Source organism: Kitasatospora sp. NPDC022856 (assembly GCF_055561235.1).
On record NZ_JBVHHE010000001.1, the window covers coordinates 64,368 to 89,366 of the forward strand.

17 protein-coding genes, 1 tRNA gene and 1 pseudogene are annotated in these 24,999 nt (G+C 72.5%); 14 read left to right on the plus strand and 5 right to left on the minus strand.

Annotated features, from left to right (window positions below):
* Positions 1–55: 55 nt before the first annotated feature.
* On the minus strand, positions 56–1,279 hold the full coding sequence (locus ACZ34W_RS00295; protein WP_465600257.1) for a DUF3103 family protein: 1,224 nt from the start codon (positions 1,277–1,279) through the stop codon (positions 56–58).
* 204 nt (positions 1,280–1,483) lie between these two features.
* Positions 1,484–4,183, minus strand: coding sequence for a DNA polymerase I (polA, locus tag ACZ34W_RS00300; protein WP_465601125.1), 2,700 nt, complete (start codon positions 4,181–4,183; stop codon positions 1,484–1,486).
* Positions 4,184–4,567: 384 nt separating this feature from the next.
* Here polA and ACZ34W_RS00305 point away from each other — a divergent pair, with 384 nt between their 5' ends.
* The 6 genes from ACZ34W_RS00305 (at position 4,568) to ACZ34W_RS00330 (ending at position 11,423) form a co-directional block, all read left to right on the plus strand.
* A complete protein-coding gene (locus ACZ34W_RS00305) occupies positions 4,568–5,047 on the plus strand; it encodes a PaaI family thioesterase (protein ID WP_329487187.1) in 480 nt (159 codons plus the stop codon).
* Positions 5,048–5,633: 586 nt separating this feature from the next.
* Complete coding sequence (locus ACZ34W_RS00310; RefSeq protein ID WP_465600261.1) at positions 5,634–6,860, plus strand: branched-chain amino acid ABC transporter substrate-binding protein; 1,227 nt, start codon at positions 5,634–5,636, stop codon at positions 6,858–6,860.
* A 129-nt stretch (positions 6,861–6,989) separates the two neighbouring features.
* The gene (locus tag ACZ34W_RS00315; protein WP_329487189.1) at positions 6,990–7,919 is read left to right on the plus strand and encodes a branched-chain amino acid ABC transporter permease; all 930 of its coding nucleotides are present in this window, start codon (positions 6,990–6,992) and stop codon (positions 7,917–7,919) included.
* 5 nt (positions 7,920–7,924) lie between these two features.
* On the plus strand, positions 7,925–9,859 hold the full coding sequence (locus ACZ34W_RS00320) for an ABC transporter permease subunit (protein WP_465601128.1): 1,935 nt from the start codon (positions 7,925–7,927) through the stop codon (positions 9,857–9,859).
* A gap of 8 nt (positions 9,860–9,867) precedes the next feature.
* The gene (locus tag ACZ34W_RS00325; protein ID WP_329492074.1) at positions 9,868–10,710 is read left to right on the plus strand and encodes an ABC transporter ATP-binding protein; all 843 of its coding nucleotides are present in this window, start codon (positions 9,868–9,870) and stop codon (positions 10,708–10,710) included.
* A complete protein-coding gene (locus ACZ34W_RS00330; protein ID WP_329487190.1) occupies positions 10,707–11,423 on the plus strand; it encodes an ABC transporter ATP-binding protein in 717 nt (238 codons plus the stop codon). The genes ACZ34W_RS00325 and ACZ34W_RS00330 overlap by 4 nt, the downstream gene beginning before the upstream one ends.
* A gap of 81 nt (positions 11,424–11,504) precedes the next feature.
* Here ACZ34W_RS00330 and ACZ34W_RS00335 read toward each other — a convergent pair whose 3' ends face one another.
* The gene (locus tag ACZ34W_RS00335) at positions 11,505–12,194 is read right to left on the minus strand and encodes an ANTAR domain-containing response regulator (RefSeq protein ID WP_380394343.1); all 690 of its coding nucleotides are present in this window, start codon (positions 12,192–12,194) and stop codon (positions 11,505–11,507) included.
* A 62-nt stretch (positions 12,195–12,256) separates the two neighbouring features.
* Here ACZ34W_RS00335 and ACZ34W_RS00340 point away from each other — a divergent pair.
* The 3 genes and pseudogenes from ACZ34W_RS00340 (at position 12,257) to ACZ34W_RS00350 (ending at position 13,225) form a co-directional block, all read left to right on the plus strand.
* Positions 12,257–12,340, plus strand: a tRNA-Leu gene (locus ACZ34W_RS00340).
* A gap of 99 nt (positions 12,341–12,439) precedes the next feature.
* Positions 12,440–12,586, plus strand: a pseudogene (locus ACZ34W_RS00345) (helix-turn-helix domain-containing protein); the annotation flags it as partial.
* A 165-nt stretch (positions 12,587–12,751) separates the two neighbouring features.
* Positions 12,752–13,225 (plus strand): hypothetical protein, encoded by a 474-nt coding sequence (locus ACZ34W_RS00350; RefSeq protein ID WP_465601181.1) that lies wholly within the window; start codon positions 12,752–12,754, stop codon positions 13,223–13,225.
* Positions 13,226–13,270: 45 nt separating this feature from the next.
* On the opposite strand, the gene pyk is transcribed toward ACZ34W_RS00350, so the two are convergent.
* Entirely contained in the window at positions 13,271–14,701 is a 1,431-nt protein-coding gene (gene pyk / locus ACZ34W_RS00355; protein WP_329487191.1) for a pyruvate kinase, read from the minus strand.
* 266 nt (positions 14,702–14,967) lie between these two features.
* On the opposite strand from pyk, the gene ACZ34W_RS00360 reads away from it, so the two are divergent.
* From ACZ34W_RS00360 to ACZ34W_RS00370, 3 genes are all read left to right on the plus strand, one after another.
* Positions 14,968–16,059 carry a hypothetical protein gene (locus tag ACZ34W_RS00360; RefSeq protein WP_465600267.1) on the plus strand — a complete coding sequence of 364 codons (1,092 nt, stop codon included), beginning with the start codon at positions 14,968–14,970 and terminating at the stop codon, positions 16,057–16,059.
* Positions 16,060–16,141: 82 nt separating this feature from the next.
* Entirely contained in the window at positions 16,142–17,794 is a 1,653-nt protein-coding gene (locus ACZ34W_RS00365; RefSeq protein WP_465600270.1) for a VWA domain-containing protein, read from the plus strand.
* Entirely contained in the window at positions 17,781–18,320 is a 540-nt protein-coding gene (locus ACZ34W_RS00370) for a hypothetical protein (RefSeq protein ID WP_465600273.1), read from the plus strand. The genes ACZ34W_RS00365 and ACZ34W_RS00370 overlap by 14 nt, the downstream gene beginning before the upstream one ends.
* Positions 18,321–18,357: 37 nt before the next feature.
* Here the strand turns inward: ACZ34W_RS00370 and ACZ34W_RS00375 are convergent, their stop codons facing one another.
* Positions 18,358–21,672: a helix-turn-helix transcriptional regulator gene (locus ACZ34W_RS00375; protein WP_465600276.1), complete on the minus strand. Its 3,315-nt coding sequence runs from the start codon at positions 21,670–21,672 to the stop codon at positions 18,358–18,360.
* A gap of 535 nt (positions 21,673–22,207) precedes the next feature.
* Here ACZ34W_RS00375 and ACZ34W_RS00380 point away from each other — a divergent pair.
* Positions 22,208–22,885, plus strand: a complete 678-nt coding sequence (locus ACZ34W_RS00380; RefSeq protein ID WP_329492076.1) for a helix-turn-helix transcriptional regulator — start codon at positions 22,208–22,210, stop codon at positions 22,883–22,885.
* A gap of 285 nt (positions 22,886–23,170) precedes the next feature.
* Positions 23,171–24,997, plus strand: coding sequence for a bifunctional metallophosphatase/5'-nucleotidase (locus tag ACZ34W_RS00385; RefSeq protein ID WP_465600279.1), 1,827 nt, complete (start codon positions 23,171–23,173; stop codon positions 24,995–24,997).
* The last annotated feature ends 2 nt before the right edge of the window (positions 24,998–24,999 follow it).

The window sequence follows — 24,999 nt, forward strand, 5'->3', positions numbered from 1 at the left end:
GTCGCCCGCGGGGTCGCGCCCCGCGGGCGGCCGCCCGGCCGGAACCGTCGGAACGTCAGAACTGCTCGACGAAGTACGGCTCGACGGTCATCCAGCCGTTGCCGCGGGCCCCGTTGAGCCGGCCCGAACTGGTCCGGGCGAGGGTGTACCAGGACTCCACGTAGTCCGGGTCGTCGACCCACCAGGAGGTCGGCAGGGCCGCCAGGACGGCGTTGACCAGCGGGATGTAGGCACCCTGGTCGGCGATGGTGAGCAGGACGGCGGCCACCGCCTGGGCCAGCGCCAGGTAGTTGGTGTCGCCGTCGTCCTCCATCAGGACGACGTCGGCCAGGTTGTACTTGTAGTTCGACCAGTTCACCAGGATCTGGTTCGGGTAGTACACCGTGCCGTCGTACTGGAGGTACGGCATGGCGACCGAGTCGACCCGGACCTTGCCGTCCTGGCCGAAGCCGGTCACCAGGCCGAACATCTCGGCGGCGCCCTTGAACCAGGGCTCCTCGTCGTCGGCGACCTCGATGCCACTGATCTTGGTGGCCCACCAGCCGCCGGCCGCCTGCGCCGCGCCCGGCCCCTGCGCCGTCGCCGGCCCGTTCGCCGCCCCCGGCCCCTTCGCCGCGGCGGCACCGCCGGCGGTGTCGAGACCGCGTGCGGCGAACTCCCGCTGGAGGACGGCCATACCGGCGGCCAGCGTCCTGGCGGTGTCGATGTCCACCAGGTAGACCGGCTGCCCGGGCACCGCCGCGGCGTCGAGCGCGTGGGCCCGGCCTGCGGCGTCGTAGGCGCGGACGGTGCGGGCGTGGTCGTCGGCGACGGCGGTGGCCACCAGCGGCGCGGCGCCCGCGTCCAGCGCGGCCCGCATCGACGGGTCGGCCAACTGGACGCGCAGCAGCGGGCCGAGGTCGCCGAGGCCCTTGGCGGCGGCGATCCGGCGGTCCGCCTGCGCGGTGGTGGCGGCGAGCCGGCCGGCGGGGCCCTGGGCGGCCGCGGTCAGCGGGCCGAGGTCGGCGGCGCCGGAGGCCGCGTCGGCGGTCGCGGACCGCAGCCGGTCACGCAGCGCGGCGTCGGTGAGGGCGCCGGCCAGCGCGCGGGCGACCTCGTCCTCGATCGCGGACACCTGGGTGGCGGTGGCGGTGGCGATGGCCCGGGCGGCGGGCGCCTGGGCGGGAGCGGTGGGGTTCGGTGCCGGGGACGGGGCGGCCAGCGCCTGGCCGGCGCCGAGCGCCAGCAGCGGCAGGGCCGCGAGCGCCACGACGGCGCGCCGCAGGGGGGGCACGGACATGAGGGGATCTCCAGACTCGTCGGGTGAGGCGTCGGAGCGGGTGGAGCGGCACGGCGCGCGGATCATGGACGTCGGTGCCATGACAAGTGAAGAGCTCTCCTGACGCCGGATCAACCCCCGGTACGAAGCAATCGCCCGCCGGACGGCGAGAAGGCGGTGGGCGCGGCCCGATCCGGACCGCGCCCACCGCCTTCTCGCCGGCCGTCAGTGCGCGGCGGCCTCCCAGTTCGCGCCGACGCCCACCGAGACGTCGAGCGGGGCGCGCAGCGGGTAGGCGCCGGCCATCTGCGCGCGGACGATCGCCTCGACCTGCTCGCGCTCACCGGGCGCCAGCTCCAGCACGATTTCGTCGTGCACCTGGAGCAGCATCCGGGAGGTGAGGCCGGCGGCGGTCAGCGCCTCGTCCACCCGGAGCATGGCGATCTTGACGATGTCGGCGGCCGAGCCCTGGATCGGGGCGTTGAGGGCCATCCGCTCGGCCATCTCGCGGCGCTGGCGGTTGTCGCTGTTGAGGTCCGGCAGGTAGCGGCGGCGGCCGAGCAGGGTCTCGGTGTAGCCGGTGGCGCGGGCCTCGTCGACGACCCGGCGCAGGTAGTCGCGCACGCCGCCGAAGCGCTCGAAGTAGGTGTCCATCAGGCCCTGGGCCTCGGCGGGCTTGATGCCGAGCTGCTGGGAGAGCCCGTACGCGGAGAGCCCGTACGCCAGACCGTAGGACATCGCCTTGATCTTGCGGCGCATCTCGGCGTCCACCGCGTCGCCGGGGACTTCGAAGACCTGGGAGGCGACGGTGGTGTGCAGGTCCTCGCCGGTGGCGAAGGCCTCGATCAGGGCCTCGTCCTCGGAGAGGTGGGCCATGATGCGCAGTTCGATCTGGGAGTAGTCGGCCGTCAGCAGCGCCTCGTAGCCCGCGCCGACGACGAAGGCGCGGCGGATGGCGCGGCCCTCCTCGGTGCGGACCGGGATGTTCTGCAGGTTCGGGTCCTGCGAGGAGAGCCGGCCGGTGGCGGCGACCATCTGGTTGAAGGTGGTGTGGATCCGGCCGGCCGGCGAGACCGTCTTGAGCAGGCCCTCGACGGTGGTGCGCAGCTTGGCCTGGTCGCGGTGGCGGAGCAGGATGACCGGCAGCTCGTTGTCGGTCTGGCCGGCCAGCCAGGTGAGCGCGTCGGCGTCGGTGGTGTAGCCGGTCTTGATCTTCTTGGTCTTGGGCAGGGCCAGCTCGCCGAAGAGGATCTCCTGGAGCTGCTTGGGCGAGCCGAGGTTGAACTCGTGGCCGGCGGCGGCGTGCGCCTCCTCCACCACGCGCTGGATCTCGGTGGCGAACTGGGCCTCCAGGCCGGTGAGCCAGGGGCGGTCGGCGGCGATGCCGGTGCGCTCCATCCGGGCCAGCAGGGCGGCGATCGGCAGCTCCATGTCGCGCAGCAGCTCGGTGGCGCCGACCTCGGCGAGGCGGGTGTCGAAGAGGGCGGCGAGGTCGAGCACGGCGCGGGCCTGGAGCATCAGCGCCTGGGCGCGGGCGGCCACCGCGTCGACCTCGTCCGGCTCCTCGGGGGCGTCGAAGGCGAGCTGGCCGCTCTCGGCGACCGCGGCCGGGGCGAGCGAACGGGCCAGGTACTCCTCGGCGAGCACCTCCAGGGTGAAGGTGCGACGGCCGGGCTTCTCCAGGTACGCGGCGAGGGCGGTGTCGGCGACGACGCCCGCGATCGTCCAGCCGCGCTCGGCGAAGGCGCGCATCACCTGCTTGGCGATGTGCAGGGCCTTGGGGGCGGCCGGGTCGGCCAGCCAGTCGGCGAAGGCGCGTTCGTCCTCCTCGGCCAGCAGCGCCGGGTCGAACCAGGCGGCGGTCTCGCCGGCGGCCAGCGCGATCTCGGTGACCTCGCCGGTGCCGAGCGCCCACCGGTAGACGGCGGCCAGCGCGACCGGGGCCTTGCCGTCGGAGTGCCCGCGCAGCCACCCGGCCAGCGTGCCCGGGTCGGTGAGCAGTTCGCCGTCCACCTCGACGCCGGGGGCGAGTTCGACGGCGGCCTCGGGCTCGGCGGCGGCCGGGTCGATGCCGAAGACCCGGTCGCGGAAGTTGGCGTTGCGGAACTCCAGCGACTCCATCAGACCGGCGACCGCCTCGCGGTCGAACGCGGCGCGCTCCAGGTCGGCGACGGTGAGCGGGAGTTCGACGTCGCGGACCAGCTCGGTGAGGACGCGGTTGCGCTTGACCGAGTCCAGGTGGTCGCGCAGCTTCTCGCCGATCTTGCCCTTCACCTCGTCGGCGCGGGAGACGAGTTCGTCGAAGGAGCCGAACTGGTTGACCCACTTGGCGGCCGTCTTCTCGCCGACGCCCGGGATGCCGGGCAGGTTGTCGGACGGGTCACCGCGCAGCGCCGCGAGGTCGGGGTACTGGCGGGGGGTGACGCCGTACTTCTCGGCGACCTTCTCCGGGGTGTAGCGGGTGAGCTCGGAGACGCCCTTGGTCGGGTAGAGGACGGTGATGTGGTCGGTGACCAGCTGGAGCGAGTCCCGGTCGCCGGTGACGATGTCGACGTCGAAGCCGGCCGCCTCGGCGGCGGTGGCCAGGGTGGCGATGATGTCGTCGGCCTCGAAGCCCTCGACCGTCATCCGCGGCACCCGCATGGCGTCCAGCAGTTCGCCGATCAGGCCGATCTGGCTGCGGAACTCGTCCGGCGTCTTGGCCCGGTTGGCCTTGTAGTCGGGGAACTCGACGGAGCGGAACGTCTGCCGGGAGAGGTCGAAGGCCACCGCGAGGTGGGTGGGCCGCTCGTCCCGGACGGTGTTGGCGAGCATCGAGGCGAAGCCGTACACCGCGTTGGTGGGCTGGCCGGTGGAGGTGTTGAAGTTCTCCACGGGCAGCGCGTAGAACGCCCGGTAGGCCATCGAGTGCCCGTCGAGCAGCATCAGCCGGGGCCGCGCCCCGCCGCCACCCGCCGCGCCCTTGTCCGTACTCTGCGTAGCCACGTCAACGTCCGTTCCTGCCGATTCCACTACCGGCCACCGATCCTATGGCCCGGCACCGACAGAAAGGGCGCCGCGCGGTCGGGGCGCCGGGCCCGCGGGGCGCGGCGCCCGGGGGCGTGCCCGGGCGGGCGCGCACCCGCGCGGGCGCGCCCGTGCGGGAGCAGCCGGGTCCGGCCGGCGGGGGGACGGGTCCCGGCCGGCGGGGGAACGGTCCGGGCGCACCCGCAACGCCAACTCCCCCACGCGATCACTACCGCCGAGTAGGACGGTCGTACGATCGCAGGCAGCACGACGACGTGACCCCCGAGCGGCAGGAGCTCCCCCATGACCGAAGCGGCCCCCGGCGCGACCACCCCCGAACCGGCCCCCGCCCTGAACATCCCGCAGGAGGTGCTGGACCACTTCGCGAAGCTCGGCGTCGACCCGGCCACCTTCTCCGGCGGCCGCCTCGGCGACAAGCTCGGGATCCGGGTCGTCGAGGCCTCCGGCGACCGGGTGGTCGGCACGATGCCGGTCGAGGGGAACCAGCAGCCGTACGGGCTGCTGCACGGCGGCGCCTCGGCGGCGCTGGCCGAGACCCTCGGGTCGGTCGGCGCGATGCTGCACGCCGGCCCCGGCCGGTACGCGGTGGGCGTGGACCTGAACGCCACCCACCACCGCTCGGCCACCTCCGGCCTGATCACCGGGGTCGCCACCGCCGTGTTCAAGGGGCGCACCGCCGCCACCTACGAGATCGCGATCACCGACGACACCGGCAAGCGGATCACCAGCTGCCGCCTGACCTGCATGCTCCGCGACCTCTGACGCCCCGTCGGCCCGGCCGACCCGTCAATGGCCCGCCGGTCGGGCCGACCGATCATCAATTCCCTTGTCCGCCCCCTTGTTTGACCTTCGACTGCCCTGGGCAGGCGTTGGTCCAGACAAGGGGGCGGACGCGTTTGCGCGCACTGCGAGGGATGTAACACTGCGTAACAAGTAGGAAATCCGAACTTTCGACCGCTTCCGGACCCGCATCGACCCGGGGGCGCTTCGCCTTTCCCGGGAATGTCCGATATTCGGATGCACATGCCCGACACCAGCACGGCGGACAGTCATGTCCGATTATCGGTGAGGCCAGGAGTCACCCGCAATTCTGGCCCTTACATGCACCTATCAGCGAGTAGACGCCCGTCAGTACAGGATCGATCGGGCCAGAACGACCACATAGTGAGACGGTCGCTCCGTGTGCTCATAACAAGAGAATCACAGCCTCGCCACAGCACTGCCCGAGCCGCCCAGAGGCATCTAGAGTCACGGCCAGTCACCGCGCCACCGGATTGGGCCAGGCCCATTGCGCATCCCGGCTCCCGCCACTCAGGCGCGGCGCCCTCCTGAACCGAAGGGGACCCCTGTGCGTCACCGTTCAGCAGTTGTCGTGAGCATTGCCGTGATCGGCGCCCTCAGCATCAGCGCCTGCGGATCCCGCGGCGAGAAGAAGTCCGGGGACGGCAACGCCGGGGCCACCACCGTCACCATCGGCGTGGACGCGCCGCTCACCGGCGACCTCTCCGCCCTCGGCCTCGGCATCCGCAACTCCGTCGAGCTCGCGGTCAAGCAGGCCAACGAGAAGAACGAGGTCCCCGGCGTCAAGTTCGAGATCAAGGCCCTCGACGACACCGGCAAGCCCGCCCCGGGCCAGCAGAACGCCACCCAGCTGGTCGCCGACAAGAACGTCATCGGCGTCGTCGGCCCGCTGAACTCCAGCGTCGCCCAGTCGATGCAGCAGATCTTCAACGACGCCAACCTCGTCCAGATCTCCCCCGCCAACACCGGCGTCGCGCTCAGCCAGGGCGAGAAGTGGGCCAGCGGCGACAAGGCCCGCCCCTTCAAGTCCTACTTCCGCACCGCCACCACCGACGCCGTCCAGGGCCCCTTCGCGGCCCAGTTCCTGGCCAAGGACGCCAAGAAGACCAAGGTCTTCCTCATCGACGACCAGAAGACCTACGGCGCCGGCCTCGCCGCCACCTTCAAGGGCGAGTTCGTCAAGCAGGGCGGCACCATCGTCGGCGAGGAGCACGTCAACCCCGACGACCGCGACTTCGCCGCCGTCGTCACCAAGGTCAAGAGCTCCGGCGCCGAAGCCGTCTACTACGGCGGCGAGTACCCCGCCGCCGGCCCGCTCTCCCTCCAGCTCAAGGACGCCGGCCTCACCATCCCCCTGATGGGCGGCGACGGCATCCAGAGCGGCGACTTCATCAAGCTCAACCCCAAGAGCGCGGGCGACTACGCCACCGCCGTCGGCCTGCCCGTCGAGGCGCTCCCCACCGCCGCCAAGTTCATCGCCGACTACAAGACCGCCGGCTACAAGGACGCCTACGAGACCTACGGCGGCTACTCCTACGACAGCGGCTGGGCGATCATCGAGGCCGTCAAGAACGTCGTCAAGGACAACGGCGGCAAGCTCCCCAGCAACCCCCGCGCCAAGGTCGTCGAGGCCGTCCAGAAGGTCTCCTTCGAGGGCGTGACCGGCAAGGTCTCCTTCGACGAGTTCGGCGACACCACCAACAAGCAGCTCACCGTCTACACCGTCAAGGACGGCAAGTGGGCCGTGGAGAAGTCCGGCACCTTCAGCGGCTGACCTGACTACCCGACAGGCACAGTCCGGAACACCGGAGTCATCCCGCGCGGGGGCGCCACCAGTGCCCCCGCGCGCGCCCACATCCCCCACCCACGCGGACTTCACGCAACGCACAACGGAGGCCCAGCGGTGCACGACCTACCGCAGCAGCTGGCCAACGGCCTGATCCTCGGCGCCCTCTACGGGCTCGTCGCGATCGGCTACACGATGGTCTACGGCATCGTCCAGCTCATCAACTTCGCCCACGGCGAGATCGTCATGGTCGGCGGCTTCGGCGCCCTGACCGCCTACCTCGCCCTCCCCGGCGGCACCACACTCTGGCTGGCCCTACCGCTGATGCTGATAGCCGGCATCCTGGTCTCCACGCTCACCGCCGTCGCCGCCGAGCGCTTCGCCTACCGGCCGCTGCGCACCGCGCCCCGACTGGCCCCCCTGATCACCGCGATCGGCCTGTCGATCGTCCTGCAGCAGCTCGTCTTCTCGTTCTACCCCGACGCGAAGAAGGCCCGGGTCTTCCCGAAGATCCCCGGCGACCCGTTCGAGCTCGGCTCCGTCACCGTCCAGCGCAGCGACATCTTCCTGATCATCGCCGCCCCGCTCTGCATGCTCGCCCTCGGCTGGTTCGTCACCCGCACCCGCTCCGGCCGCGCCATGCAGGCCACCAGCCAGGACCCCGACACCGCCAAGCTCATGGGCATCGACACCGACCGGATCATCGTCATGGCCTTCGCCATCGGTGCCGCGTTCGCCGCCGTCGCCGCCGTCGCCTACGGTCTGCGCAGCGGCCAGATCGACTTCCGGATGGGCTTCCTGCTCGGCCTCAAGGCCTTCACCGCAGCCGTCCTCGGCGGCATCGGCAACATCTACGGCGCCATGCTCGGCGGCGTCGCCCTCGGCCTCGCCGAAGCCCTCGCCACCGGCTACATCCAGCACCTGCCCGGCATGCACCTCTTCGGAGGCGGCGCCTGGAAGGACGTCTGGGCCTTCGTACTCCTCATCCTCGTCCTGCTCGTCCGACCCCAGGGCCTGCTCGGCGAACGCGTCGCGGACAGGGCGTGAGCACCATGACCACCACCTCGACCACCGAGACCACCCCGGTCATCCCGCTGCCGGCCCGCGCCGCCGCCCTCCTCACCGGCCTCGGCGCCCTCGCCACCGCCGGCTCCGCCCTGATGTCCTGGACGTACACCGACGAGTTCCCCGGCGACCTCACCTACTACGGCTCCCCCGCCGGCCTCCAGTGGCTCGCCCTCACCGCGGGCCTGCTCACCCTCGCCCTGCTGCTCGCCACCCACGGCGTCCGCGGCCTGCGCTGGGCCGCCCCCACCCGCAGCCACAACGCCGTCCTGCTCGCCGCCGCCGGCGCCTTCGCCGTCAGCTGGTTCTCCGTCATCGCCATCGCGGTCGACCTCGGCGGCCTCGCCAACCTCGACCCCGGCGGCTGGGTCGCCGCCCTCGGCTCGCTGCTCGCCGTCGTCGGCACCCTCGGCCTGCCGCTCGACCGGCGCACCCACGTCCCGGTGCGGATCCTCGACCGGCGGCTGTTCCTGCTCCTCCCCGCCGCCCCGGTCGTCTGGTTCGCCACCCACGCCGTCCCCGAGGACAAGCCCGTCGCCCCGGTGCTGACCGCCCTCGCCGGCGCCCTGGTGATCGCCGCCGCCGCCGTCCTGCTCCTGCAGATCGGCCACCTCGCCAACAGCGGGCTCCGCCTCGGCACCGTCGAGCGGCCACTGCCCGCCGCCCGCGAACTGCCCTCCTGGGCCGAGGTCCTGCTCATCGTGCTGGCCTTCGCCATCGGCCTGTTCGCGATCACCTTCGGCATCGACACCGAGTACGGCGAACTCTTCACCGCCTACCTGCTGCTCGCCGCCGCCGTCGTCCCCGCCCTGGCCAAGGGCGGCCTGCTGGCCCGGCTGCGCGCGCTGACCGTCAAGTACCGCCCGGTCACCACCGGCGCCGCCTTCGCCGCCGCCGCCAGCTTCCCGTTCACCCAGACCAGCGACCAGTACACCTCGGTCGCCGCCAACATCCTGATCTTCGCCACCGTCGCCCTCGGCCTCAACATCGTCGTGGGCCTGGCCGGCCTGCTCGACCTCGGCTACGTCGCCTTCCTCGGCGTCGGCGCCTACGCCGCCGCCCTGGTCTCCGGCTCCCCCGCCTCGCCGATCCACGTCCAGTTCCCCTTCTGGGCCGCGATGCTGACCGGCGCCGTGGTGTCGATGATCTTCGGTGTGCTGATCGGCGCCCCCACCCTGCGGCTGCGCGGCGACTACCTCGCCATCGTCACCCTCGGCTTCGGCGAGATCTTCCGCATCACCATGCTCAACCTCAACGGCACCACCGGGCCCAAGATCACCAACGGCTCCAACGGCATCCCGCGGATCCCCGACCTCCAGATCCTCGGCTTCGACCTCGGCAAGCCGCACACCGTCCTCGGCGTCGAACTCGGCCGGTTCTCCAACTACTACCTGCTGATGCTCCTGGTCACCGCCTTCGTCGTACTGGTCTTCGCCCGGGTCGGCAACTCCCGCATCGGCCGCGCCTGGGTCGCCATCCGCGAGGACGAGACCGCCGCCGAGGCCATGGGCATCAACGGCTTCCGGCTCAAGCTCCTCGCCTTCGCCCTCGGCGCCTGCCTCGCCGGCCTCGCCGGCACCGTCCAGGCCCACGTCAGCTACACCGTCACCCCCGACCAGTACACCTTCGCCGAGGCCCTGCCGCCCAACTCCGCCTTCCTGCTCGCCGCCGTCATCCTCGGCGGCATGGGCACCATCAGCGGCCCGCTGGCCGGCGCCACCCTCCTCTTCCTCATCCCGAAGAAGCTGGAATTCCTCTCCAACTACCAGCTGCTCGCCTTCGGCATCGCCCTCATCGTGCTGATGCGCGTCCGCCCCGAAGGGCTCATCCCCAACCGGCGCAACCAGCTGGAATTCCACGAGGCCGCGATCCCCGCGCAGCTCTCCGGCGACACCGTCGCCCTCACCAAGGCAGGGGCGTGACCAGCCAGATGACCACCACCGACGCCCCCGCCGCCGTCTCCGGGCCCGGCCCCGCCAAGCCCCTGCTCGAAGTCTCCGGCGTCACCATGCGGTTCGGCGGCCTCACCGCCGTCAACAACGTCTCCCTCACCGTCGGCGAAGGCGAGATCATCGGCCTGATCGGCCCCAACGGCGCCGGCAAGACCACCTTCTTCAACTGCCTCACCGGCCTCTACGTCCCCACCGAGGGACGCGTCGCCTACCGCGGCACCGTCCTGCCGCCCAAGCCCCACCTCGTCACCCAGGCCGGCATCGCCCGCACCTTCCAGAACATCCGGCTCTTCGCCAACATGACCGTCCTGGAGAACGTCCTCGTCGGCCGGCACAGCCGCACCAAGGAAGGCATCTTCTCCGCCATCCTCCGCGGCCCCGGCTACCACCGCGCCGAAGCCGAGAGCCGCGCCCGCGCCATGGAACTGCTGGCGTTCACCGGACTCGCCGACAAGGCCGACCACCTCGCCCGCAACCTCCCCTACGGCGAACAGCGCAAGCTGGAGATCGCCCGGGCCCTCGCCTCCGACCCCGGCCTGCTGCTCCTCGACGAGCCCACCGCCGGCATGAACCCGCAGGAGACCCGGGCCGCCGAGGAACTCGTCTTCGCCATCCGTGACAAGGGCATCTCCATCCTCGTCATCGAGCACGACATGCGGTTCATCTTCAACCTGTGCGACCGCACCGCCGTCCTGGTCCAGGGCCAGAAGATCGTCGAAGGCGACCGCGAGACCGTCCAGAGCGACGAACGCGTCATCACCGCCTACCTCGGCGCACCGCTCGAAGGCACCGCCCCCGCAGCAACGGAGACCGACCAGTGACCGCACTCCTCGAGGTCAAGGACCTCCGCGTCGCCTACGGCAAGATCGAAGCCGTCAAGGGCATCAGCTTCACCGTCAACCAGGGCGAGGTCACCACCCTGATCGGCACCAACGGCGCCGGCAAGACCACCACCCTGCGCACCCTGTCCGGTCTGCTCAAGCCCACCGGCGGCACGGTCACCTTCGACGGCCAGGCCCTCACCACCGTCCCCGCCCACAAGATCGTCGCGCTCGGGCTCGCCCACTCCCCCGAGGGCCGGCACATCTTCCCGCGGATGACCATCGAGGAGAACCTGCTGCTCGGCGCGTTCCTGCGCACCGACACGGCCGGCATCGCGGCGGACGTCGAGCGGGCCTACGGCCTCTTCCCGATCCTCGGCGAGCGGCGCAAGCAGGCCGCCGGCACCCTGTCCGGCGGCGAGCAGCAGATGCTCGCCATGGGCCGGGCGCTGATGTCCCAGCCGAAGCTGCTGATGCTGGACGAGCCCTCGATGGGGCTCTCCCCGCTGATGATGCAGAAGATCATGGCGACCATCGTGGAGCTGAAGGCTAGCGGCACGACCATCCTGCTGGTCGAGCAGAACGCCCAGGCGGCGCTCTCGCTGTCCGACCAGGGCTACGTGATGGAGACCGGCCGCATCGTGCTGAAGGGCACCGGCGCCGACCTCCTGCACGACGAGTCCGTGCGGAAGGCCTACCTCGGCGAGGACTGACCTCCCGCCCGACAGGCACGTGGAAGGGCCCGGCAGCGTGCGCTGCCGGGCCCTTCCACGTGCCTGTCGGCCCACGGGCCGCTACTGCTCGCCCTTGGCCTCGTCGGCCTTCTTCTTGTCCTGGGCCTCGCCCTCTTCGATCACGGCCTCCGCGACCGCGGCCATCGTCATCCGACGGTCCATCGAGGTCTTCTGGATCCACCGGAACGCGGCCGGCTCGTTCAGCCCGAACTTGGTCTGCAGCACGCTCTTCGCCCGGTCCACCAGCTTCCGGGTCTCCAGCCGCTGGGTGAGGTCCTGGATCTCCTCCTCCAGCGTCCGCATCTCGGTGTACCGGGAGACGGCCATCTCGATCGCGGGGACCAGGTCGCTCTTGCTGAACGGCTTCACGATGTACGCCATCGCGCCCGCGTCCCGCGCCCGGTCCACCAGCTCGCGCTGCGAGAACGCGGTCAGCATCAGCACGGGCGCCAGGTGCGCCTCGTGGATCTGCTCGGCGGCGGAGAGCCCGTCCAGGACGGGCATCTTCACGTCCAGGATCGCCAGGTCGGGCCGCAGCTCCTCGACCAGCTTCAGCGCCGTCGCCCCGTCCCCGGCCTCGCCGACGACCGTGTACCCCTCCTCTTCGAGCATCTCCTTCAGGTCGAGGCGGATCAACGCCTCGTCCTCGGCGATCACAATTCGGGTGATCTGGGGCATGTCGGTCTCAAGCGGCTCTGCCTGCTCGTCGGCGGTGCTCACGGGGCTCCTCGTTCCGGCGGGGTACTGCATCAATGAGGGTACCTACACCCACCCGCGGACGCGCACGCGGTATGCTGTCGCAGTCGCACCCGGCCGGGTTGGCGGAATAGGCTTACGCGGATGTCTCAAACACATCTGTCCGAAAGGACATGCGGGTTCGAATCCCGCACCCGGCACTTCAAGCGGTATTCCCGCTGAATGAGGAATTCACCGGATCCGGTGGATGATCGCGGGATCTCCCGAATGTCACCCGAGCAGCAGACACGCTGAGCGACATGGCTCCCCCCTCAGCGCGCGAACAAGCCGTACGTCTCCTTCGCCAAGGCGTCCGCAACGCCGACGTAGCACGGAGGCTCGGCGTCCCACCCGGCACCGTCTCCTGGTGGAAACACGAAGATCTTGCCAAGCACGGTACGCCTCCCGGGCGCAAGCGGTCGACCTGCGTCCATTGCTACGGAGACGGGATAAACCGCTCCGCTTACGCCTACCTACTCGGCCTCTATCTGGGCGACGGCCACATCAGCCGACCCAAGCAGCACCGCACGGCGAGCCTGTCCATCTCCTGTGACGACAACTGGCCGGGAATCATGGATTCCGCCGAGAAGGCCATGCGCGAGGTGATGCCGCGCAACAGGCCGTGCCGCGTCCGCCGAACCGGCTCCCACGACGTGGAGCTGTACTCCCAGCACCTGACCTGCTACTTCCCCCAGCATGGCGCCGGCAAGAAGCACGAGCGCCTCATCGCCCTGCAGCCGTGGCAACAGGAGATCGTCGAAGCCCACCCGTGGGAGTTCCTGCGCGGCCTGATCCACTCCGACGGCTGCCGCATCACCAACTGGGCGACCCGCACCGTCAACGGTGTCGTCCGCCGCCACGAATACCCGCGCTACTTCTTCACCAACACCTCGACCGACATCATCGCCCTCCTCACCTCGACCCTCGACGCCGTCGGCGTGCGGTGGAAGACCTCCGTCCCTCGCCCCACCGGCCAGGTCAACGTCTCCATCGCTCGCAAGGCCTCCGTCGCCCTCATGGACGCCCACATCGGCCCCAAGTACTGATGGCGGCGCGCTCCCCCGGAGCGCGCCGCCATCGGCGAAGCCCGGTCAGCTGTCCAGTGTTCCCACGTGGTGGACGCGGACGAGGTTGGTGGAGCCGGCGAGGCCGGGTGGGGAGCCGGCGGTGATGACGACGATGTCGCCCTTGCGGCAGCGGCCGAGGGAGAGCAGCGCGGCGTCGACCTGTTCGACCATCTCGTCCGTGGTGGCGGCGAAGGGGCCGAGGAAGGTCTCCACGCCCCAGGTGAGGGCGAGTTGGCTGCGGACGGCGGGTTCGTAGGTGAAGGCGAGCACCGGGATCGGCGAGCGGGAGCGGGAGAGCCGGCGGGCGGTGTCGCCGGACTGGGTGAAGGCGATCAGGTACTTGGCGCCCAGGAAGTCGCCGATCTCGGTGGCCGCGCGGGCGACGGCGCCGCCCTGGGTGCGCGGCTTGGTGCCGGCGGTGAGCGGCGGGAGGCCGTCGGCGAGGACGTCCTGTTCGGCGGCCTCGATGATGCGGCCCATGGTCCGGACCGTCTCGACGGGGTACTTGCCGACGGAGGTCTCGCCGGAGAGCATCACCGCGTCGCTGCCGTCGAGGACGGCGTTGGCGACGTCGGAGGCCTCGGCCCGGGTGGGGCGGGAGGCGTTGATCATCGAGTCCAGCATCTGGGTGGCGACGATGACCGGCTTGGCGTTGCGCTTGGCCAGCTTGACGGCGCGCTTCTGGACCATCGGGACCTGTTCGAGGGGCATCTCCACGCCCAGGTCGCCGCGGGCCACCATGATGCCGTCGAAGGCGTCCACGATGGATTCCAGGTTCTCGACCGCCTGCGGCTTCTCGATCTTGGCGATGACCGGGACGGAGCGCCCCTCCTCCGCCATCACGCGGTGGACGTCCTCGATGTCGCGGCCGCTGCGGACGAAGGAGAGCGCGATCAGGTCGGCGCCGGTCCGCAGGGCCCAGCGCAGGTCGGCGATGTCCTTCTCGCTCAGCGCGGGTACGGAGACGGCGACGCCGGGGAGGTTGAGGCCCTTGTGGTCGGAGACCAGGCCGCCCTCGACGACGGTGCAGCGGACCAGCGGGCCGGCCACCTCGACGACCTCCAGGGTGACCCGGCCGTCGTCGACGAGGATCCGCTCGCCGCTGGTGACGTCGGCGGCGAGGCCCGGGTAGGTGGTGCCGCAGATGTTCTGGTCTCCGACGACGCCCTTGTCGGTGGAGATCGTGAACTCGTCGCCGCGTTCGAGAAGTACCGGACCTTCGGCAAAGGTCTCCAGTCGGATCTTCGGGCCTTGAAGGTCGGCGAGCACGCCGACGCTGCGGCCGGTCTCGTCGGCGGCCTTGCGGACCCGGCGGTAGCGCTCCTCGTGCTCGGCGTGGGAGCCGTGGCTCAGGTTGAAGCGGGCGATGTCCATCCCGGCGTCGACCAGCGTCTTGATCTGGTCGTACGAGTCGGTGGCTGGCCCGAGAGTACAGACGATTTTTGCTCGGCGCATACCCCTGAGCGTAGGCATTACCGGCGCGTAACATCGACGCCCGTCCGACCGGCGGGATGACCTTTGCAGGAAGGTGAGTTGAACAATCTGACACCCGCTCGGACTGGTGTGCGCGCGGCACCCGGCGGGCGTCCGCCGATGCGATTCCGTGAAGGGGTGTTCACCCCCGGTTCACCACGCCTTCGGCCGCCGCTCGCGGCCCGGCGGGACGCTCGTCACCCGGGTGGGAGCCCGGACACGGGTCCGACGAGGGGGAATCGCCCGGTATGAAGCGTGCGTTCGGGGTGATCGCGGCACTGGTGCTGCTCGGCGGGGTGGCGTTCGCGCTGCTCAAACCCACCGGCCAGGACGGTCCGGGCTCGAAGGTCGTCACGGTGACCGGCGTGATCGGCTCCGAGAAGCGAGACTTCTTCAAGGATCCGGACGTCGTGGCCGCGCTGGCGGAGCAGGGCCTCAAGGTCGATGTGCAGACCACCGGGTCGTGGCTGATGAGCGAGAGCGACCTCGGCCGGCTCGACTTCGCGTTCCCGGCCAGCCTGTCGCCGGCCGAGGCGATCCGCCGGCAGCTGCAGCTCAAGGACGGGCCGGTCCGCCCGTTCTACTCGCCCCTGGTGGTGCTGGCCCACCGGTCGACGGCCAAGGTGCTGGCGCAGAACGGGCTGGCCGCCCAGGACCAGAACTCCCGGGTGTGGACGTTCAGGATGGACGAGTACGTCAACGTGGTCAGGGCCGGCCGCCGGTGGGAGGAGCTCACCGGCGCGAAGGACCAGGCGGACCTCAGCGGTGCGGTCTTCATGACCACCACGGACCCCGCCGAGTCCTCCTCCGGGGCGCTGTACCTCGCGCTGGTCTCCTACCTGCTCAACAACCACCAGGTGGTGTCGAGCGACGCCGAGGTGCAGCAGGTGAAGGCCGTGCTGTCCTCGCTGACCAGCAAGCAGGGCATCCAGAAGAGCAGCAGCGACGAGCCGTTCCGGGACTTCCTCTCGAACGTGGGCAATCCGCTGGTGCTCGCCTACGAGTCGCAGGCGGCGCAGCTGGCGGTGGAGGGCAAGGGGACCGGCGACATGGTGGTGCTGTACCCGGACACCACCATCTCCTCCGACCACACCATCGTCGGGCGCACGGCGGCCGGGCAGAAGCTGGCCGCGCTGCTGAACGACGACCAGAAGCTCCGCAAGCTGGAGGCCAGGTACGGGTTCCGGCCGCAGTCGGATCCGGCCGCCTTCGGTCTGCAGACCGCCGGGCGGGAGAACCCGGCCTTCGCGGCGGACCTGACGGCGGCGCGGGTGAAACAGGCGCCGGTGCCGTCCTCGGAGGCGCTGGCCAAGCTGGTCGACGCGGCGAAGGGGAAGTGACCGGCCGATGGCGGGCGGGACGGTGGCGGGGCGAACGGGACCGCCCGAAGCGGTACACGACGGCACGACGGACGGGGCGACGATGAGGACGACCAGGGTGGGGGCCGCGGCGGGGCGCGGCGGGCGGGTGCTGGTGGCGGGGCTCGCCCTGCTGGTGGCGGCGACGGCGTGCACGTCCTCGCCGGCGCCGGCTCCGCAGCAGAGCGACGCGCCGGCGCCGACCGCGCGGGCGGGGGTGCTGCGGGTGCTGGCCGGCAGCGAACTGCAGGACATGGCGCCGGTGCTGGAGGAGGCGCAGAAGGCGACCGGGGTGACCGTCCAGTTCGCCTGGACCGGGTCGCTGGACGGTGCGGACGCCGTGGCCTCGGGCCGGGCGGACGGCAAGTACGACGCGGTCTGGTTCCCCTCGAACCACTATCTGCGGCTGGACGACGCGGGGAAGTCGAAGCTGCTGTCGGAGACGCCGGTGATGGTGTCGCCGGTGGCGGTGGGTGTGCGGTCGTCCGCGCTCAACGAGCTGGGCTGGGGCGACGGTTCCAAGGTGAGCTGGGGGCAGCTGGCGGACGCGGCGTCGACCGGCAGGCTGGCGTACGGGATGGCCGACCCGTCGCGGTCCAACTCGGGCTTCTCGGCGCTGGTGGCGGTGGCGGCGGCGTTCTCGGGGGCGGATTCGGCGCTCACCGAGGCGGACGTGCGGAAGGCGACGCCGTCGTTGAAGCAGTTCTTCACGGGGCAGAAGCTGACGTCGGGTTCGTCCGGCTGGCTGGCGCAGGCGTACGCGCGGGCGGAGCAGGGCCGGGTCGGGGCGCTGGTCAACTACGAGTCGGTCCTGCTGTCGATGAACAAGACGCTGGCGGCGGACCAGCAGTTGACGGTGATCCGGCCGACCGACGGCGTGGTGTCGGCGAACTACCCGCTGACGCTGCTCAGTTCGTCGGCCGAGCGGGAGCGGGACTCGTTCCGGCGGCTGACCGACTACCTGCTGAAGGACGATGTGCAGAAGCGCGTCTCGGAGTTGACGCTGCGTCACCCGGTGTCGGCGGGGGTGGCGGCGGCTCCGTCGCTGCCGGCCGACCGGCGGCACGAGTTGCCGTTCCCGGGCAGCAAGGCGGTCGCGGACGGCCTGTTGGCCTCGTACCAGGACGAGCTGCGCCGGCCGTCGCGGACGGTGTACGTGCTGGACACCTCGGGGTCGATGGCGGGGGCCCGGCTGGCGGCGCTGAAGTCGGCGCTGGGGCGGCTGACCGGGGCGGAGGACACCCGGGGGGTGCGGCGGTTCCGCAACCGCGAGGAGGTGACGCTGCTGTCGTTCGCCTCCAAGGTGAAGTCGACGAAGACGCACACGGTGCCGGCGGCCGGTGCGCAGCAGGAGCTGGCGTCGATCAACGCGGATGTGCAGGCGCTGTCGGCGGACGGCGGGACGGCGGTGTACAGCTCGCTGCAGGAGGCGTACCGGTTCCTGGACCGGCAGCAGGCGGCGGCGCAGGACGACCGGTTCACGTCGATCGTGGTGATGACGGACGGTGAGAGCAACGAGGGCGCGTCGGACAAGGACTTCCGGAACTTCTACAACGGGTTGGCGGCGGCGCAGAAGGCGGTGCCGGTGTTCCCGATCCTGTTCGGGGACGCGGCGAAGAACCAGTTGCAGGGGATCGCGGATCTGACCGGGGGCAAGCTGTTCGACGGGACGGCGTCGCTGGACGGGGCGTTCGAGGAGATCCGTGGGTACCAGTAGCCGCGGGGGTCCGGGCGGGCGGCGGATGGTGGGGTATCTGGAGTCCACCCGCAATCTGGTCGGCTGCGGGGGCGGGGCGGTCGGGCTGGGGCTGCACTTCGCGGGGCTCGGCGGTGCGTGGTGGCCGGGGATCGTGGCGGCGCTGTACGTCGTGGGTGTGCTGCTGGCGCCGGGGCCGCGCCCGGTGACCCCGGGGCGGGTGCCGGACGTGCCGGTGCCGAACGCGCCGGTGCCGAACGTGCCGCTGCCCGCGCCGCCGGTGCGCTGGGTGGAGCTGGACGCGCTGGCGGGTTATCTGGGGACGGTGGCCCTGCCGTCGTCGGTGAAGCTGGACGACCTGGTGGAGCGGTTGCGGGTGGTCGGTCCGGGACCGGCGGCGGAGCGGATCGTGCTGCGGCGGCTGCCGGTGGCGGTGGACGGCTATCTGCGGGCGCGGACCTGGGAGCGCTGGACGCCGGACGGCGAGGATCCGGGGGTGGCGCTCGCCCGGGAGGTGGAGCGGATGGCGGCGGTGCTGGCGGGTTGAGCGGGGGAGGCCCGCGCCGGGTGTCGGCGCGGGCCGGTCACGTCTCCAGGGCGCCGGCGAGTTCCGCCCGGCGGCGGACGCCGAGTTTGCGGAAGCTGTTGGTCAGGTGGGTCTCCACGGTCCGGACGGCCAGGTGCAGCATGGCGGCGATCTCGGCGTTGGAGTGTCCGGCCGTGGCCAGGCGGCAGATCCGCAGTTCGCTGTCGGTGAGGGCCTCGGCGCCGGCGTGCTCGCCGCGGCCGCGCCGGGCGCCGCTGGCACGGAGCGCCTCGACGGCGACGGCCCGCAGTCGTATCGCGCCGAGCCGTTCGGCGCGGCCGGCGGCCTCGCGCAGGGCGCGGCGGGCGGCGCCGCGGCGGCCGCCGTCGGCGAGCAGGCGGCCGTGGGTGATCAGTGCGGGGATGAGTTCGGTCTCGATCTCGGCGGTGCGCAGGAGTTCGACGGCCTCGGCGGCGAGGTCGAGTCCGTGGCGGCCGCCGGTGGCGGCGCCGAGGGCGCGCAGGGCGCGGCCGACGGTGCGCGGGGTGCCCCAGATCCGGGCGAGCCGCAGTTCCTCCTCGGCGAGGGCGACGGCGGGGCCGGGTTCGCCGAGGGCGGTGTGGCAGTCGGCGGCGGCGGAGCGCCAGGGGGTGACGATGGGGCTGAGGACGTGCCGTTCGCCTTGGCGGCGGCCGCATTCCATCAGGTCGACGAGGGCTTCGGCCGGTTCGCCCGTGGCGAGTCGGAGCAGGCCGCGGGCGTACAGGTACTCGTTCCACTCCCAGGAGCCCTGGGCGCGGTCCGCGGCGACGGCGCGGGCGAGGCCGTGGGCCTGCCAGTAGCGGCCGGTCTCGGTGAGGGCGATGACGGCCTGGGCGACGAGGTGGGCGTTCTGCTGGCCGAGCAGGCCGGCGTAGGTGGCGGGAGCCTGCGCGTCGGCTTCGGCCGGTTCACCGGGCGCGGTCGCGGCGCCCGGGGTGGTGACGTCGCGGTCCGCGAGGTGCGGGTCCGCGGTGCCCGGGGCGCAGGCGCCCGGGTGGCCCGGCCCGGTGGCGCCCGGGCCGCTGGCGCCCGGGCCGGTGTCCGCCGGTGTCCCGCACCACCAGGACCAGACGGAGCGCTCGTGGCGTTCGGGCCGCTCGGCGCTCTCGCCGCCGGACCGGCCGCGGACGCCGGTCCGCAGCCCCTGGCGGACGGGCTGGGCGGGGGCGGGCGGGGCCGCCTGGGCGGGGGCGGGCGCCGGTCCCGGGAGCGCGGCGGGCCCCGCGCAGGCGGCGGGCGCGGACGCGGCGGCGGCCGACGCGGCGGACGATCCGGTCAGCGCGAGGTCGTCGAGCAGCGCCTGGTACTCGCCGCGCATCACCCGGCTCTCGGCGCGCACGCTCAGCAGGCACTGGTAGCCGGGGTCCAGCGAGGGCCCCCGGTACGCGGCCAGGCCGCGCGCCACCAGCCGGTCCACCTCGGGCAGCAGGTCCGCCCACTGGGCCAGGGTGGCGGCGGAGACCAGGACGTAGGAGCGGCAGAGCGGGTCGACCGGGGCGTCGAGCAGGTCCTTGACCCGGGCGGCGACCTCGGCCGCGGAGAGCACCCCGCTGGTCGAGTCGAACTCGGTGAGCAGCGCGTACGCGGGCGGTGCGAGCCGGTGCTGGGTGCGGGCGGCGAACCGCTGGACGCCCTCGACCACCTGGAGCCAGCTGTGGCCGTCGTGCGCGGCGATCAGTGCGGCGGCGGCCTGGACGGCGTGGACGAGGTCGTCGCGGTCGGCGAAGCGTTCGGCCAGTTCCTCCATCAGTTCCAGCGCCGCGGGGGCGTCGCCGCGGGCGGCCAGTACGGCGCCGAGCGTGTTGGCGGTCTGGAAGACGCCTTCGTCGGACTGCTGGAGGTGGACTGCCTCGGCGAGGTGGCGGACGCCCGCGGTGCGCTCGGCCGGGCCGAGGGTGACCTCCAGGCCGCCGAGCTCGGTGAGCAGCAGGCCGCGCCGGCGGTCGTTGAGCGGCTCGGTGAGGACCCGGCGCAGCAGGGTGACGGCGTCCTCGGGGCGGTCGGCCTCGGCGGCCTTGCGGGCGGCGCGGCGCAGGGCTTCCGCGGCCCAGCGCGGGGCGGGGGCGGGGGTGAGCAGGAGGTGTCCGGCGACGCGTTCGTCGGGTGCTCCGGTGCGGTGCAGGAACTCGGCGGCGGCGCGGTGGACGCGGGCGCGGTGGCCGGGTTCGTGGCCGGCCAGGACGGCGTCGGTGAGCAGCGGGTGGGCGAAGCGGGGCCAGCGGCCGGGGCCGGGGTCGTCGAGCAGCTGCTGGGTGGTGAGCTCGGCGAGCCAGCCGGTGATCTGGTCGGGGTCGGCGCCGGCGAGTTCGGCGAGCATCGGTACCGGGTCGAAGTCCCCGGCGCCGGGCAGGGGGGCGGTGCGGGCGGCGGGGTGTTCCTGCATCCGGGCGAGGACGCGGGCGGCGGTGAGGGCGCGGTCGCCGCCGCCGCGCAGCCACTGTTCGACGGCTTCGGGGAAGGCGCCGCCGGGCATCCGGGCGCAGCTGTCGGGCAGGGCGCGGAGGGTGGTGAGGGCGCGGGGCGCGGGCAGGGCCGGGAGGGCGACGAGGGCGGGCGGGGCGGGCAGGGCGGTGAAGGCGGCGGGGCAGCACTCGTCGGGGTGGTCGCGCAGGTCGGCGAGGAGTGCGGTGAGCAGCAGCGGGTTGCCGCCGGTGGCGCGGACGCAGTCGTCGGCGAGGGCGGGCGGGGCGCCGAGGCCGAGGTGGAGTTCGGCGAGCCGGGTGGCGGCGGTGGTGTCGAGGGGGTCGAGCCGGGTGGTGTCGGCCAGTCCGGGGGGCAGGCCGCGGCCGAAGCGGGCGGGCGGGCTGCCGAGGGCGCTCTGGCGGCGTTCGGTGGCCAGCAGGAGGACGGGCAGCCGGTCGATCCGGCGGGCGAGCTGGAGCAGCCAGTCCCGGGAGGCCCGGTCGGCGAGGTGGATGTCGTCGACGGCGAGCAGGACAGGGCTGTGGGCGGCGTGCAGGCGCAGCAGGGCCCAGAGGTCGGTGTCGGTGTCGGGGGCGGTGCGGCCGGTCCCGGGGGGCGGTGTGCCCTGGCCGGGGGCGGCCTCGAACAGCTGGCGGGCGGCGGCGTAGGGGGTGGTGGCCTCGTCGACGGAGCAGCGGGCCCACAGCACGGTGGTGCCGTGGGCGGCCTCGCGGCGGGCGGCTTCGGCGAGCAGGGCGCTGCGGCCGGTGCCGGCGGCGCCGGTGACCAGCAGGACGCCGCCGGTGCCGGTCCGGGCGCGGGTGGCGAGGGCGGCGATCCGGCGCAGCTGGGGGTCGCGGGCCGCGAGGTGCGGTGGTGCGGCGACGGTCCGGTCCTGCTGGTGTCGGCGCGTCCTGACGGTACTCATCTGCTTCCCTCCCGCGACGCCCGCCGATGACCGGACGGGCACTTTTCCCCGTTGTGCAGGGAAACGGCTTGACGCCGTGTCAGCGGCTCGGTTAGAGCTGTGATTCTCGTCGCACCCCTTTCGGAGCCGCTCCGCACCCACCCCCGCCCGATCCGTCCGGCGGCCCTCCGCGCCCCGCACCGCCCCCGCCCGGGCCGGGGCCGCGCCCGTCGTGCGCGTGTCCGCGCGGCGCTGCGCTGCTCCGTTGCCGCCGGGTGGCCGATCTCGTGGTGGACCACGATGGCCGTGGCCGCCCGTGGCGGGGACCATGGAGCCTACCGGGGGGCCGTCGTCGTTCCCGCATCGCACGCCGCACGCCTGTGCCCGCCGGGCCCTGCAAGGGCCTGGGCGCGGCGCACCGCCGTCCGGCCGCGAGCCGGGGATTCTCCAGGAGGGGGCCAGCTTGACTGTCCTGCACACCGACCACGAACGCCGGGCCGTGCCCAGGCACGCTCCCGCGTCGGCGGGCCAGCGGATGGTGCCGCCGCAGCGTCCGATGTCCGCCCGGCACGTCGCCCCGTCCGCCGCTCCCCCGTCCAGCGGTGGCCGGACCAGCGTCGTCGTCCAGGCCGCGGACCCGATCTCGCGGGCCGGGGCGGAGGCGCAGCTGCGCCGTCACCCGGGGCTGGAGCTGTTGGATCCGGCGCCGGGTGCGCCGACCACACCGGGGGCGGTCACCGTGCTGCTGGCCGAGTCGGCGGACGCCGCCGTGATGGCGAACCTGCGGCGGCTGGTGCGCGGTGCCGAGCAGCGGGTGGTGCTGGTCGTCGAGCGGATGCGCGAGGCCGAGCTGCTGGAGGCGGTGGAGTGCGGCGTGGCCGCGATCATCTGGCGCCGGGAGGCCACCGCCGAGCGGCTGGGCCGGGCGGTGCTGGCGGCGGCCCGGGGTGACGGTGATCTGCCGGCGGACCTGCTGGGGCGGCTGATCAGCCAGGTGGGCCGGTTGCAGCGGAGCGTCCAGGGGATGCCGGGCCATGCGCCGTCGGGGCTGTCCGAGCGGGAGTCGGACGTGCTGCGGCTGGTCGCCGAGGGCTGGGACACGGGTGAGATCGCGGCCCGGTTGTCGTACTCCGAGCGCACGGTCAAGAACGTCCTGCACGGGTTGACGACCCGGCTGCAGTTGCGCAATCGGGCCCACGCGGTCGCCCACGCGGTCCGCGAGGGGTACATCTAGGCCCCGCGCCCGTCCTTCGGCCACCCGCCCGCCGCGTCCCGTCCGCCGGCGCGGCGGGTGGCCGCTTTTCCGGCCGCGGCGGGTGACCTGTTCCGCGGCCGCGGCGGGTACGGTGCGCGATGCCGGTGCGGCGGCGTCACGAACGAGTCGCCAAGATCTCACCTGCTGGAAACGTTTCGGGGCTACCCATCGGCCGGGTCGCGCGGCACACTTCTACGCGCGTACCTCTACGCGCGTCACCACACCTGACGACCCATTCGCCGTCCCCACCCGGGAGAGCCGTCCATGCCTCTGAACCGTCGTGACTTCGTCGCCCGGTCCGCCGCCACCGCCGCCGGCGCCGCCCTGGCCGGCGGCGCCGGCCTCGTCGCCGCCACGCCCGCCGCGGCGGCGGGCCCGGACGAGGCCCGCGCCAAGGGGCGGGCCAAGAAGCAGGCCTTCACCGTCATGGGCACCACCGACCTGCACGGCCGGGTGCTCAACTGGGACTACTTCACCGACGCGGTCTACGCCGACAAGGCGCACAACGAGGTCGGCCTCGCCAAGATCTCCACGCTGGCCAAGCAGGTCCGCGAGGAGAAGGGCTGGGACCGCACCCTGCTGATCGACGCCGGCGACACCATCCAGGGCACCCAGCTGACCTACTACTACGCCCGGGTCGACCCGATCGCCACCGAGGCCGACACCGCGCCCGAGCACCCGATGGCGCTCGCCATGAACACCATGGAGTACACGGCCGCGGCGCTCGGCAACCACGAGTTCAACTACGGCATCGACACCCTGCGCGCCTACGAGGAGCAGCTGGACTTCCCGCTGCTGGGCGCCAACGCGCTGAACGCCCGCACCGACAAGCCGGCCTTCCCGCCGTACGTGATCCGCAAGCTGCGGCTGGGCAACGGCCCGGCCCTCAAGGTCGGCATCCTGGGCCTGACCAACCCGGGCATCGCGATCTGGGACAAGGCGAACGTCGCCGGCAAGATGACCTTCCCCGGCATCGTGGAGACCGCGAAGGTCTGGGTGCCCAAGGTCCGCGCGGCCGGCGCGGACGTCGTCGTGGTGGCCTGCCACTCCGGCATGGACGAGGCCACCTCCTACGGCGACCAGCTGCCGTGGGCGGAGAACGCCTCGGTCGCGCTGGCCGAGCAGGTCGCGGGCATCGACGCCGTCCTGGTGGGCCACGCGCACAAGGAGATCCCGCAGCGGCTGGTCGTCAACAAGGAGACCGGCCGGACGGTCGTGCTCTCCGAGCCGCTCTGCTGGGGCCAGCGGCTGACCTGCTTCGACTTCGAGGTGGAGCTGGACAGCGGCGCCTGGAAGGTGGTCTCGCTCTCCTCCCGGGTGCTGAACTCCAACACCGTCCCGGAGGACCCGGAGATCGTCGGCCTGATGACCGACCAGCACAAGAAGGTGGTCGAGTACGTCAACCAGGTCATCGGCACCGCGAAGATCGAGCTGTCGATCGCCGAGGCGCCGTTCCGGGACGTCCCGATCATCGACCTGATCGGCCGCGTCCAGGCCGACGTGGTCAAGGAGGCGCTGGCCGGCGGCCAGTACGCCAAGCTGCCGGTGCTCGCGCAGGCCGCGCCCTTCAACCGCACCGCCGTGATCCCGTCCGGCCAGGTCAAGCTGCGCGACGCGGCGGGCCTGTACATCTACGAGAACACCCTGGAGGCGCGCATCCTGACGGGCGCCCAGCTCAAGGACTACCTGGAGTTCTCGGCCCGGTACTACAACCAGCTCGCCCCGGACGCGCCGGTCGACAAGACCACCCTGACCAACGCGCAGAACACCCCGGACTACAACTACGACGCGGTGTACGGCCTGGGCTACGACATCGACATCGCCCAGCCGGCCGGCTCGCGGATCGTCAACCTCACCTTCGAGGGCAAGCCGGTCGACCCCGCCGCCCAGTTCGTCCTCGCGGTGAACAACTACCGTGCCAACGGCGGCGGCAACTTCCCGCACGTCGCGGCCGCCCCGAAGGTGTGGGCCAACTCGGACGAGATCCGCAACGCGATGATCGCCTGGGTGAAGGCCCGGGGCGTCATCGACCCGGCCGACTTCGCCGCCGAGTCCTGGCGCCTGGTCCGGGCCGGCCGCCCGGTGTTCTGACC